At 69.4% G+C, this 12,923-nt stretch carries 8 protein-coding genes; 2 read left to right on the top strand and 6 right to left on the bottom strand.

Annotation, left to right across the window (positions count from 1 at the left end; all coding sequences use genetic code 11):
- Positions 1-124 precede the first annotated feature (124 nt).
- Positions 125-1,534: an amidase gene (locus ACFCV3_RS12985; RefSeq protein ID WP_376029626.1), complete on the bottom strand. Its 1,410-nt coding sequence runs from the start codon at positions 1,532-1,534 to the stop codon at positions 125-127.
- A 60-nt stretch (positions 1,535-1,594) separates the two neighbouring features.
- Positions 1,595-2,410 carry a helix-turn-helix transcriptional regulator gene (locus ACFCV3_RS12980; protein WP_376029623.1) on the bottom strand — a complete coding sequence of 272 codons (816 nt, stop codon included), beginning with the start codon at positions 2,408-2,410 and terminating at the stop codon, positions 1,595-1,597.
- A gap of 93 nt (positions 2,411-2,503) precedes the next feature.
- Here ACFCV3_RS12980 and ACFCV3_RS12975 point away from each other — a divergent pair, with 93 nt between their 5' ends.
- Complete coding sequence (locus tag ACFCV3_RS12975; protein ID WP_376029620.1) at positions 2,504-3,286, top strand: SDR family NAD(P)-dependent oxidoreductase; 783 nt, start codon at positions 2,504-2,506, stop codon at positions 3,284-3,286.
- On the opposite strand, the gene ACFCV3_RS12970 is transcribed toward ACFCV3_RS12975, so the two are convergent.
- The 3 genes from ACFCV3_RS12970 to ACFCV3_RS12960 are packed head-to-tail and all read right to left on the bottom strand — an operon-like array spanning position 3,277 to position 7,777.
- Positions 3,277-4,629, bottom strand: a complete 1,353-nt coding sequence (locus ACFCV3_RS12970) for an acetyl-CoA carboxylase biotin carboxylase subunit family protein (RefSeq protein ID WP_376029618.1) — start codon at positions 4,627-4,629, stop codon at positions 3,277-3,279. The two genes, ACFCV3_RS12975 and ACFCV3_RS12970, sit on opposite strands and share 10 nt — an antisense overlap.
- On the bottom strand, positions 4,626-5,837 hold the full coding sequence (locus ACFCV3_RS12965) for an MFS transporter (RefSeq protein WP_376029616.1): 1,212 nt from the start codon (positions 5,835-5,837) through the stop codon (positions 4,626-4,628). The genes ACFCV3_RS12970 and ACFCV3_RS12965 overlap by 4 nt, the downstream gene beginning before the upstream one ends.
- The gene (locus tag ACFCV3_RS12960; RefSeq protein ID WP_376029614.1) at positions 5,834-7,777 is read right to left on the bottom strand and encodes a PEP/pyruvate-binding domain-containing protein; all 1,944 of its coding nucleotides are present in this window, start codon (positions 7,775-7,777) and stop codon (positions 5,834-5,836) included. Before ACFCV3_RS12960 ends, ACFCV3_RS12965 begins: the two co-directional genes overlap by 4 nt.
- 130 nt (positions 7,778-7,907) lie before the next feature.
- On the opposite strand from ACFCV3_RS12960, the gene ACFCV3_RS12955 reads away from it, so the two are divergent.
- Positions 7,908-10,667, top strand: coding sequence for a BTAD domain-containing putative transcriptional regulator (locus ACFCV3_RS12955; RefSeq protein WP_376029613.1), 2,760 nt, complete (start codon positions 7,908-7,910; stop codon positions 10,665-10,667).
- Positions 10,668-10,670: 3 nt separating this feature from the next.
- On the opposite strand, the gene ACFCV3_RS12950 is transcribed toward ACFCV3_RS12955, so the two are convergent.
- The gene (locus ACFCV3_RS12950; protein WP_376029610.1) at positions 10,671-12,914 is read right to left on the bottom strand and encodes an NB-ARC domain-containing protein; all 2,244 of its coding nucleotides are present in this window, start codon (positions 12,912-12,914) and stop codon (positions 10,671-10,673) included.
- Positions 12,915-12,923: the final 9 nt, after the last annotated feature.

Genomic DNA, 12,923 nt, shown 5'->3' with positions numbered 1-12,923 from the left:
GAACCGCGGCCAAGCCCGATCAGGGCGCCGCAGGGTCCGGCTGTCAGAGGAAGTACAGATTTTGCATACCCAAACCCTACCAACCGCCCTACCCCCGAGTCCCCCCAATTTCGCGGGACGGGGGTCAGCGCGACTGCGGTGGGTGGAAGCCGCCGATGGCGTGCTCGAGGAGTTCGGCGAGCTGGAGCGGGGTGCAGTCTTCGAACATGAGGCCGATGAGTTGCACTCCGACCGGGAGGCCGTCGGGGGAGAGGCCTGTTGGTACGGCGGTGGCGGGGAGGCCGGGCATGGTGGGGAGGCCGGCCCAGACGAGTTGGTCGAAGTACGGGTAGTTGACGCCGTCGATGTCGAGCCGGCGTGCCAGCACATCAGGATTGTGGTCGTGGGGGAACGCGGGGGTCGGCGTGATGGGGCACACCACGGCGTCGTACTCGGTGAAGAACTGTCGCCAGCCGTGGCGATGCAGTTCGCGTTGGTTGTTCACCGCGAGCCAGTCGTGGTGGCTGAAGGCCATGGCGTGCAGCCGTGCGGCGTCGAGGCTCTGGTCGTCGACCGGGAAGCGTGCGACCGAACCCGAGAACAGGAGCTGCAGGTAGAGGGTCGCGGCCTCGGTCAGGTCGGGCAGCAGTGGGCTGTGCCGTACGACGTGGGCGCCGGCGTCGACCAGTACGTCGGCCACCCGGTTCACGGCCGCCCGCACGGCGGACCCGGTCGCGATCACCGGATGCTCGTCGAAGACCAGGACCCGGAAGTCGCTCAGTCGCTGGTGACGTGCGGGCGGTACGACGAACGCAGCCGCTTTGCCGAGCGTCAGCGGGTCCGGACCGGCCATGACGTCGAGCAGGAGCGTGAGATCGCGGGCCGAGCGTGCCATCGGACCGACGACGGCCAGGTCGAGGTCGATCGGCAACGCCGGTTCCGGCGGTACGACCATGCCGCGGGTCGCCGCCAGCCCAAGCGTCGGCTTGTGCGCGTAGATGCCGCAGAAATGCGCGGGCGTGCGCAGTGATCCGGCGAGGTCGGAGCCGATCGACAACGCGCCGAACCCGGACGCCAGCGCGGCCGCTGACCCGCCGGACGAACCACCCGCCGTACGAGTGTGATCCCACGGATTGCTGGTCGTGCCATAGATCTCGTTGAAGCTCTGAATGTCCTGCAGCCCCAAGGGCACATTGGTCTTCCCCAGCACCACCGCGCCCGCGGCCTTGATCCGCGACACCTGTACGGCGTCCTCGGTCGGCACGTAGTCCCGATGCTCCGGCAGGCCCCAGGTCGTCGGCAGCCCGGCCATGTTGTAGCACTCCTTGACCGTCACCGGAATCCCCAGCAGCGGCCGATCCGCACCGCGACCACGCAATGCGTCGGCATCCCGCGCGGCCGCCCGCGCAGCGTCGAAGTCCCGCACGCAGATCGCGTTGATCACCTCGTCATCGCGCTCGATGCGCGCAATCGCCTCATCCGTCAGTTCCACCGACGTCACTTCACCGGCCCGCAACGCCGTTGCCATCTCTTCGGCCGTCTGAAAAGTCTCCATGAATCGGACGCTATCGATGGCCGAAGCAAGCCACGAAATGTTGCTTCCCGCAACGGGAGATCAGGTGTGGACGGTGGTGAGCAACATCAACTTGTCGGCGTCGGGAGAGTGTGGCTCCGCGGTGTAGACCATGATTCGGAGGTCGTCGCCGGCCACCTGTAGTACGTCGCAGTCAAGGGTGATCGCGCCCGCGACGGGGTGGTCGATGATCTTGCGGGTGGCGTGATGTTCCGCGACGACACCCGACTCCCAGAGTTCGCGGAAGCGGGGTGAGCGGCGGAGGAGTTCGTCGATCAGGGCCTGCAGGTTCGGGTCGTGCGGATAACGGCCCGCCGTACGGCGAAGGTCCGCGACCTGCAGCTCTTGCAGCTGCCCGAGGGAGGCCGGGGTCTGCCGAACGCGCGACGCGGAACCGAGGAAGTTCCGCCAGGCCGCGTTGAGCTCGTTACCGGTCCGCTCGCCCATCAGCTCGATGTAGAGCGCGTTGGCGTGCAGCTCGGTCTGCATCGCGTCGAACACTGCGACCGGCGTGTCGTTCAGCCGGTCGAGCATCCGTTGTACTCCTGGTGAGATGGACCGCGGGATGCGATCGGGAGCAGGCGTAGCCAATCCGGCCAGCTGGTAGAGGTGACCGCGCTCGTCGGCCGTCAGCTGCAGAGTCCGGGCGAGCGCCTCGACGACCTGTGCGGACGGGTTGGCGGCTCGACCCTGCTCCAGCCGGGTGAGGTAGTCGGCCGAGATCCCGGCCAGCTGGGCAAGCTCCTCACGACGCAGACCCGGCGTACGGCGCGCGCCCCGCTCGGGCAGGCCGACATCGCCAGGCGCTACTGCTGCCCGCCATGTCATGAGCGCCTCGCCGAGGCTTGTCCGCGCCATCACCCTCAGTATGCACCGAGCTTGCCTGGCCCTGACAGTCCTAGGAAGGAGGGACAACTACCTGTCCGAGGATCGCGGGCGGACCGTAGAGACATGAACCCATCGAACAAACTTGCTCTCGTCACCGGCGCCACCTCCGGCATCGGCGCGGCCTTCGCCGAGCGCTTGGCCGCCGACGGCTACGACCTGATCCTGGTCGGCCGCCGGAAGGACCGCCTCGACGAGTTCGCCGCTGCGCATCCGGAGGTGGCGGTCACCGCCGTCACCGCGGACCTCTCGACCGACGACGGCATCGATACCATCGCCCGCCTCGCCGCGACCGAACCGCTGGACCTACTGGTCAACAACGCCGGCGTCTCGCACTACATGCCGATGGCTGAGCTGCCGGCAGACAAGGCACGTGAGCTGCTCGGAGTGAAGGTGCTCGCCCCCACCCTGATCACCCGGGCCGCGGTCGGCCCGATGCAGGCGCGTGGCGCCGGGGCGATCATCAACGTCGCCGGGATGATCGCGTTCAGCGGACCGGCGGACAAGTCCGTGATGCCACGACGAGCGACGTACGCCGGAACGCTGGCGCACCTCGTCGCGATGTCACAGGCCTTGAGCGCGGAACTCGACGGCACCGGCGTCCAGGTGCAGGTCCTCTGCCCGGGAGTCGTCGCGACCGAGTTCCACACCCGGCAAGGGCTGGATCTGAGCGCCATACCGCGGATGAGCGCGGCCGACGTGGTCACCGCCGGCCTGCGCGGTCTCGAACTCGGCGAGGTCGTCACCGCTCCTGGAGTCGAAGACGCCGGCCTGCTCGACGCCGTCTTCCAGGCCGACCTTGCCGCCTTCGGTGGTCAGAGCACCCACCTGGCGACCCGCTACCGCTGAGCTAGCGCGGTCTCCATACCGTCGAGGATTGCCCGGCAATCGCGCAGCAACGTGGGGGCGTCGTTCGCCGTGAGGAGGAAGACGCCCAGCCAGTTGCGTGATCCGCCGGACGGGTCGAACTGGGGGACCTGGGTGCCGGTCGGCAGCATGAACGCGGGCACCGGCTCGACCGTGCTGCCTGCGGAGAGCAGTCGTGACCAGTCCACCTGCTCGGGGTCCCACACGGGCTGGGTCTGCCAGGGTGTGCCGTCGGCAGCGGCTGGGACGACTGCGACGGAGGCGGCGGCGCGGCCGCCCTCGACCAGCATGGCCGGTGGGTACTCGACCTCTTCACCGAGCTGCTCGCGGATCAGCATGCCGATCGGGTCCAGCTCGAACGCGATCTCGACCTGCCGCGTGGTCAGCAGCCCACCGAAGCGCGCGCCCACCTCAATGACCACCAGCGAACCGTCCGCCCGCAACTTGAGCTCGGTGTGCGTACCGCAGGTGTCCAGCCCCAGCGCGTCGACCGCCCGCCGGGAGACATCCTCGATCCGGCGCTGCAGCTCCTCCGGGAGCACGCACGGCGACGTACTGGCGACCTCGATGTACGGCGGGACCGTCGGCAGCTTGGCGGTGATCGCCAACGGGTGGTAGATGCCCTTGGCAACAATACCCTCGACACTCAGGTAATCGCCGTACCCGTCCTCGGAGTACCAGCCCTCGGTCGTGCCGTCCATGATCTCTTCGACCAGGCGGTCGCCGTCGGTGTTCTGCTCGAACAGTTCGTTCATGCCGACCTGCCCGCCACGCTCCAGGGCCTGCTCGATCTCCGCCCACGCGTCGGCGACCTGGTCCTGCGAAGTCAGCACGAGCTGCGCCACCGAGCCCGCACCCCACGCGGGCTTGAGCAGCAGCGGCGGGGTCAGCGCGGCCAGCGCACCCCGCAGATCAGCCGCCGAATCGACCCGGCGGAAGCGGGGGATCGGCACACCCGCAGCCTGCCAGGCCTGCCGCATCAACCGCTTGTCCCGAGCCGCCCGGATCCCCGGACCGGCCCCAGCCAGCCCGAGCCGGTCGGCAGCGTTGGCCACCGCCAGTACGGCGAACTCGGACAGCGTGAACAGCGCATCCGCCCCGATCTCCTGCGCATGGGCCATGATCGCCTCGACCACCGGCTCACCCGGCGTCAGACCACCCGGGTGCACGGTGATCGACGTACAGCAGGGCGCCCAGATAGCCTTCGCGGCCTCGGGGAGCGGCGACAGGGCGAGCACGTGCAGCTCACCGCAGGCCGCGAGCCGCGGGAAGGCGGTCTCGAGCGGGGCACCGCCCTTGACGTAGACGTACAGGATCTTCTTCACGCGAGGCTCTCCTTGGTGGCCGCGCGGTCGCGGCTGCGAGTGACGAGTACGGCGAGGGCGACCATCGCGACCGTGACGGCGGCGGCCAGCGCGACCAGGAACTCCGGCATCGCGCCCCGGGCGAGGAACCCGCCCATGACGAACACGACCAGCGCACAGACAGCGCGGTCGGCGAGGGATTCGATCGACAGCAGGGTCGCGCGGCGGGCCGGTTCAGTGATGGCCTGGTTGACGAGCTTGCGCTGCACCGGGAACGCGAGGCCCGACGCGAGTGAGAACACGGCGAGACAGGCCATCGTGCCGACGAGCCCCAGCGGGATGACCGAGGCCAGCGCGACCGCCATCAGCACGGTCAGCGCCAGCACGACCCGGATCTGTCCGAAACGCGCCAGTACGGCGGATCGCGCGGCCCCGGCGACCTCGAACACGGTGGTCGCGGCCATCAGCACCCCGAACCAGTGCAGCGGCAGATCCTTCGACTCCAGGATCGGCTGGAACAGATTGGCCTGCCCGATCCGGACCAGCGTGAACACCGCGATGCCCTGAGCCATCAGCAGCATCAGCCGCTTCGACTTCGCCAGCGACCGCATTGCACCCACCAGGGCCGGCCAAACCGGCTCAAGCTTCGCAGGACCCGTTGCAGGCAAGGCTGGGAAGCCCAGCGCGATCACAGCCGCGATCCCACAAGTCACCGCGGACAACACATACGGCGAAGGTCCCCACCAAGCCGTCAGGAACCCGGCCGCCGGCAGACACACGATCCGCCCGATCAGCGTCCACGCTCGCGCCGATCCTTCAGCACCCTGGTACGACGCTTCGTTCCCCGTCCGCTGCAGATACTCGTACAGGTAGGCGCTGCCCGCACCCGAGAACAGCGAGTGCGCCAAGGCGATCAGCAGGAACTGAACGAGGAACCCGGTGAACGTCGGCTGCCAGACCGGGATCACGTTCGCCACCACGAGGATCGCGGCACCGGCTTGCAGGCAGCGCCGGTAGTCGAGGCGGTCGGCGATCATCCCGGTCGGGATGTCGAACAGACAGAACGCCAGGTAGAAGATGCTCTGGATCGAGAAGATCTCGGTGTCCGACAGCCCGGCGGACCGCTGGAACACGTAGAAGACCGGCAACCACCAGAGCAGTCCGGCGAACAGCTGGAAGGCGTTGTAGCGACGAATCACCCGCGCCGCATCGGGGGTGCGCCCGATCACGCGGCGAGCTGGTACGGACGGCACTGCAGCAGCACGATCCGGTCACCGTCGACCAGCCACTCGACGTCCACCGGCGCGTCCACCGGGCCGTCGGCGCCGGCGAAATGGGCCTGCAGCAACCGTCCGATCAGCGCGAGCCGGCCGAGGGTGGCCTTGGCCTGGTCGTCGACATCGACACCATCGGTGCCCAGGGCAACCGTTCGGCTGCCGCCCTCCATCGTGTTGTAGAGGTGCTGCAACGGGTCACCGGCACCGGAGACGACATCGTCGACCGAGTTGCGCGCCAGGTTCAGCAGGACGGACCGGAAGTCGGCCCGGTCGAGCGGGTTCGTGGTGACCATGACACCGCCGAGCGCGCCGTCGAGTTGCTGCTGGATGACGACACCCATGAAGCAGTCGGACAGACCGATCCCGGCCTCGTCGCGGAGCAGCACGCCACGCGTCGTCACCAGCGACGCCCAGACCCGCTGGATCGCGTGCACCACGTCCTCGATCGACTCGACCTCGGGGATCGACTCGTAGATCCCCGCGGCCGAGAACCCGATCAGGTCCTCGGCATTCGACGAGCTGCGCACGACGACCCGGCCCGCGCCGGTGAGGTGCCGCAGTACGGCGTCCTCGATCAGCGTGCGCAGATCCGCCGGCAGCGGGGTGTCGCGGATCAGCGCGCCCAGCTCGGCGCACAGCCCGTCGACCTCACCGCCGAGGGCGAGTGCCATCTTGAGCTTGCCGATGGTCTGCTGGATCGCCGGTGACGACTCCAGGAACTGCTGCTGCAACGCGAACGGCAGCGCAACCCCACGCGGCACGGTCACATACCGATGCACCATCCGCAGCGCGGCCTGAGACAGCACGCCCGGGTCGGTGTCACCGACCCCGAGGTGCCGCGCCAGGTACTCGAGCAGATGCGGCCGCGGCGGCCGCGGTGCGGTGTAGAACCCAAGCCAGTAAGGCGATCCGTCCCGCAGTACGGCGGTCAGTTCGCCGAGGTTGGCGGCCTTCGTGCCGAACCGGTGCGCGTCGCTGGCCCGCAACTCCTCCAGCGGCAGGATCTGGGCCGCGGCCAGGTCGGGCTTGCCGATGTCGACCTGCGTGATCGCCCACGCCGGACCGGCGTCGATCGAATCCGGCCGCGAGATCTCGTCGACCGAGACCGCCGCGGCGGCCGCGTCCACGGTCACCGCGACCCAGGCGCCGTCGAGAGCGGCGAGGCTGGTCAGCGCGTCGATCTGGATGGCGTTCGGGATGCCCCAACCGGCCGCGAGCACGTTCGTGTGCGACAGGGGAGTGGTGTGCCGGGAGTTGATCAGCCCCGAGACCCGCGGGATGTCATCGGGCATCCGGTCCATCACCAGTACGTCGTACCAGCGCACGGGATCGGTGGTCGTCCGGTACGCCTCCTCGGACCCGAAGACGCGCAGCCGGCCGGTCGTCGTACCGGGGTTGAGCGGCACGTACGGCGCGGTCGAGTACAGCTCGTGGGCGAGGATCCGCGGCAGGTCGCCGAAGTCGAAGCTCTCCTGCAGGTGGTTGGCGGGCTTGAGCAGCACCGGCACCGAATCGACCACGAGCGCGCGGACGGTGTCGTAGAACCTGCGCAACAGGTCGGCGCTCATCGTGTCGACCTCGACGGTTTCGAGGCTGAAGAACAGCCCGCCGTACTCCGGCCGGTTGTGCAGCGCGAGGGTGCCGAGCAGGAAGCGCCGGTCGTCGGCGCGGTAGACCGAGTCGTTGAAGGCATCGAGGTTCCGGGCCAGCTCGGCCCGGGTCATCCCGAGGATCCGCTCGGCGACGTACTGGACGTGCAGCAGGCGATCGGCGCCGTCGATGAGGTGCACGATCGACGTCTCTTGGTCGAGCACGAGCTTGACGTACGGATACCCGGCGACGGTGGTCGCGAGGCCTTCGAAGTCGGCCAGGGTCAGATGGGCATGGGGCAACGCGGGAACTGTGGGGGCGGAGGACACAACAGATCACAATAAGGTGAAGGCTCGAACTCACGGTAGTTTGCGTGACCCTCTGTGAGCACAATCACCAGACCACGGGGCTGAGATCAACTGGGAGTAGCCGATGCAGTTCGGAGTGCTCGGCCCGCTGGAGGTATGGGTCGGCGGGAATCCGCTGACGCCGAGTCGCGCGCAGGCGCGGCTGCTCGCCGTCCTCCTGTGCCGGCCCAACCAGTGGATGCGCGCCGACGCGTTGATCGACCTGCTGTTCGGCGCCGACGACAGCAACCCGGCGCGCTTGCAGGTGCTGGTGTTCCGGCTGCGGAAGTCGCTCGGTGATGCCGAGCGGATCGAGCAACGCGAGGGCAGCTACCGGATCGTCGTCGGCCCCGGCGAGTTCGACGTCGACCGGTTCCAGAGCTTTCGGCAAGCCGGTGCCGCCGCGCTCAACCGGGACGACCCGGAGTCGGCGGCGGTGCACATGCGAGCGGCCGTCGAGCTCTGGCGTGGAGACCCCTTCGCCGGGATGGATGAACCGGCCTTGGTCACTGCCGAGGCACTGCGCCTCAGGGGCGAGCGGATCGCCGTACAGGAGGCCCTCTACACAGCAGAGATTCAGCGCGGAGTGGCTGCGGAGATCATCGGCGAGCTCTCGGAGCTCGCCGCGCAGCATCCGCTCCGCGAGAGTCTGACCGCGCTGTTGCTGCGCGGTCTGCATCAGTGTGGGCGCCGGGCCGATGCACTGACCGTCTACCAGCGGACTCGCGCGCAGCTGATCGAAGAGCTCGGGCTCGAGCCCGGCGAGGAACTGCGCGCGACGCAGGCGATGCTGCTGACCGATGCCGAGGATCCGCCGGCCGAGCAGGCAGTGGTCCGCCCGCGGCAGCTGCCGCCGGAGCCGACCGGTATCGCCGGGCGTTCCGAGGAGCTCGCGCAGCTGACCGATCTCGTGCACAAGCACGGTACGGCGTCCGCGCCGCTCGTCATCGCGGTCGACGGGCCGGCGGGAATCGGGAAGACGACGTTCGCCGTTCATGCCGCGCATCAGCTGCGCGAGTTCTACGAGGACGGTCAGATCTTCGTCGACCTGCGCGGGTACTCGTCCGGCGAACCTGTCGATCCCGCGACCGCCGTACGGTCGATCCTGCTGGCACTTGGCGTGCGGCCGGCGGCGATTCCCGAAGGACTGGACGAGCGATCGGCGATGCTGCGATCCGGCCTGGCCGGCAAGCGGCTGCTGATCGTGCTCGACAACGTGCGGGGCGCGGAGCAGGTGCGGCCGCTGCTGCCCGCGTCCGACTGTCTGATGCTGGTGACGAGCCGCAGTCAGTTGCGCGGTCTTGCTGTCCATGACCGTGCGCACCGAATCACGTTGCGTCCCTTGGTGCCCGAAGCGGCTGGTGACGTCCTGGCCGGTGTGGTCGGAAGCAGCAGGGCCGCCGGCGATCCGGACGCCGTGGCGAGGCTCGTCGAGTTGTGCGGCCGGATTCCGCTCGCACTGCGGATCGCCGGCGAGCGGGCGTCGCGTTTCCCCGGGGACGGGTTGTCCGCGCTGGCGGCCGAGCTGTCCGACGAGCATCGGCGACTGGATCGGCTGGCCGACGCCGACGACCCGGCCGCGGATCTCCGGGCAGCGTTCTCCTGGTCGTACCGGGCGCTCGCGGCCGAGGATGCGCGGACGTTCCGGTACCTCGGACTGCATCCGTCCGGCGCGATCGGGCTGCCCGCGATCGCCGTACTCACGCAAGGCACGCCGCGCGAGGTCCGCCGGTCCGCCGATCGGCTCGTTTCCCAGCACCTGCTCGAGGAACCGCAGCCCGGCCGGTTCAAGCTGCACGACTTGCTCCGCCTGTACGCGGCCGAGCTCGCCGCCGAACAGGAGAGCGCGGAGGGCCTCCTAGCCACCACTCGCCGGATGCTGGACTGGTACCTCGCGACACTGGGAGCCGCCAACAACGCTGTCCGTCCGCGAGGTGCGGCGGCACCGGTCGTCGACGCCGCCGGACCTGAGGCGGGGCCGCTGCGGTTCGCCGGCGCCGCGCAGGCCCTCGACTGGTTCGAGATCGAACGCCCGGTCCTGGTCGAGCTGGTGCAGCGCGCGTACGACGAGGGTCTCGACGATCACGCCTGGCAGTTCGCCTGGGCCCTGAATGTGTTCTTCGCAGCCAGGCTCCACTTCGACGATTGGCGAACCGTCTCGGCGATCGGCCGGCGCGCTGCCGATCGGTCGGGCGCCGAGCGCGCAATCATGTTCACCGCGATCGTCGAGGGCATCATGCATCTCGAGGCGTCGCGGCTGGACGAGAGTGAGGCCTGCTATCTGACGGCGCTCGACCTGGCGGAGCGGTCCGGCGACCTGACGCGGCAGTCGTCGGTGCTGTCCAACCTCGGTCTCGTCGCCTCCCGGCGTGGTCAGCACGAAAGAGCGCTGGAGCTGCAGGAGAAGGCCTTGGCTGCGCAGGATGAGCTGCCGGAGCACGAGAGTGCGATCCTGCACACCGCGCTCAACCTGAGTGCCGCACACGGTGCCATGGGCAACTTTCACGAGGCGGTCCGGTACGGCGAGCTCGCGCTTGCGCACTTCCGCCGGCATCGCAACAGCACGATGGAACCGCTGGCCTTGGCGAATATCGCCGAGGGTCATCTCGAGCTCGGCGATCCGGAGCAGGCTCGTGCCCGCTGCCTGGAAGCCCTTGAGCTGTTCAACGCTCTGGACGCCAAACTGGGCCGGGCCAACACGCTCACCGTGCTCGGCCGCGCACACCAAGCCGCCGGGGAACCGGCACTCGCCGGTGAGGCCTGGAGGCAGGCCCGCGACCTCTTCCTCGAGGCCGCCAGCCCTCGGGCCGCCGAAGTCGATTCGCTACTGGCTACGCTGCGGTGACATCTAACGGCGGTTGATCTCTGCGAAGGCGGCGGTGGCTTCGGCCAGCCGCTGCCATTCGCCGACTTCCTCGAGACCTCGAACGGCCGTCCGGTACGCCGTTGCTGCCTCGCGGAGGCGGCCGAGTCCGGCCAGGGCGCGACCCAGTTCGTAGTGGGTGACCGCCGTACCCCATTGGTCGTCGTGGGCCTCGAACACCGCGAGCGCCCGGTTCCCGCGCAGGAGTGCCTCTTCATGGTGGCCCTGATGGTTGCGCAGGGCACTGAATCGGTACTCCGCCATCGCGACGCCGCGCTCGTCGCCGAGTCCGGAGCGCATCTTGAGTGCGAGCTTGAGACAGGCAGCAGCCTCGGTGTGCCGGCCGAGCATCTGCAAGGTGTGCGATCGCCGACCGACCGCGGCGGCCTCGCCGAACTTGTCACCGAGCACCCGGCACCGCTCGGCGTGATCAGCGTGCCGCGCCTCGGCTTCGGCGTACTGTCCGAGTCCTTCGTAGGCGAGGCCCATCCGGCCGAAGAGCTCGGCCTCCTCGGCGGCGAGTCCGGAGGCACGGGCGTCGGCCAGGCCGAGTTCGCACGACGCGAGGGCGGCGCGGTACCGATGCTGGCCGAGCTGCCCGAGGCCGAGCATGCTGTAGGCGAAGGCGCGTTCGGCGAGATCACCCGCGCGCTCCGCGACCAAGCGGGCGTGCTCGGCCACCTCGACCATGTCGGACCACCGGCAGCGCAGGTCGTAGTACCAGGGGATCAGCTGGGTCAGCTCTTGCAGCAGGACGTCGTACTCGCCGTCGGTGCGCTCGCTGATCCGCCGTACGGCGCCAAGGATCGTGCCTGCCTCGGCATCCAGCCAGACGACCGCGGCCGACCGGCCGCCCGGATGGTCGGCGGACTCAGGGGAGAGGGCTGCCGCGGCTCGGCGCGTCTCCTCGAAAAGCCAACCCAGTAAAGCCTTCTCGGCCTTGTCCCGGTGTGCGTCCTCTTGGAGCAGTTCGCACGCGTAGAGCTGCAGCAGATCATGCATGCGGTACCGCCCCGGCGTCGCTGCCAGCCCGATCAGGCTTGCGCCCGCCAATACCTCCAACGCGGCCTCTGCAGGTTCTCCCAGCAACGCACTGGCTGCCTGTACGTCGAAGTCGGCGCCTGGCGTGAGCGCCAGCCGCCGGAACAACCGGCCGGCCACGGGGGAGAGCTCGCGGTAGGACAGCGCGAACGCGCTGCGCATGGCCAGGTCGCCTGCGGTGAGGCGACCGAGCCGGTTCTGTTCGTCGCGCAGCAGTTCGGCGAGATGGGCGATCGACCAGTCCGGCCACGACGCCAGCCGATTCCCGGCGATCCGCACGGCCAGCGGGAGCCGACCGCACGCAGCCACGACCTCGGCCACCGACTCCGGCTCTGCTTCCGCACGGCTCGCGCCCACGATTTCGGTGAGCAAGGCCTGGGCGTCCGCGGGCGTCAGCTCAGCCAGGCTGACACGTCTGGCACCGGCCAACCCGGTCAGCCGCTGGCGGCTCGTGACCACGACGAGCACCGGGCCGGGGCCTGGCAGCAGCGCGCGAACCTGTGCCTCGTCCCGTGCGTTGTCGAGCACGAGCACACATCGACGCCCAGCCATCCGGGAGCGGAACATGGCCGCGGCCTCGTCCACCTCGGTGGGCAGCTGCGCATCCGGTACGCCGAGCGCCCGGAGCAGCCGGCGTTGTACCGCCTCGGGCTCGGCAGCACCCAGTTCGACGAAGAACTGGGCATCCTGCAGCCCGAGCCGGAACGCCTGCTGGGCGGCGCGCACCGCCAGGGTCGTCTTACCCGCGCCAGGCTGTCCGGTCACCACCACCGTCACCGGGCCACGCCCGGCCAGACAGTCGGCGGCTGCCGCGAGCACGGATGCAAGCTCCGCATTGCGGCCCTGGAAGTCGGCCGGGACAGCCGGCAGTTCGGCGATGGTGGCGGCGGGTGGCGCGGCGCCGTCGGTCCTGCCGGTGGCGTGTTCGGTGCTGTCGGACTTGCTGGTGGCGCGTTCGGCGAGGGCCGCGGTGCGGAGTGCGCGGAGCTCACCGTCGGTGATCTGGAGCTGCTCCTCGTACCGCTCGATCAGGTCGGCCGGGGCCAGCCGCCGACCCTTCTCGTAGTCGGACAGTCCGCCGTGACCTTGCATGCCGAGTCGCGCGGCGAGCTGTCGCAAGGACAGGCCACGGGCCAGGCGATAACGCAGCATGGCGGCGCCAAGCGCTGCCAGAGCCGAGCTGTCCATGACCTCACC

Source organism: Kribbella sp. NPDC056345, from assembly GCF_042262745.1.
In the GTDB taxonomy this organism is placed as follows: Bacteria; Actinomycetota; Actinomycetes; order Propionibacteriales; family Kribbellaceae; genus Kribbella.
Note: the sequence above shows the minus strand (reverse complement) of the source record. Positions and strands in the feature narration are given on the sequence as shown.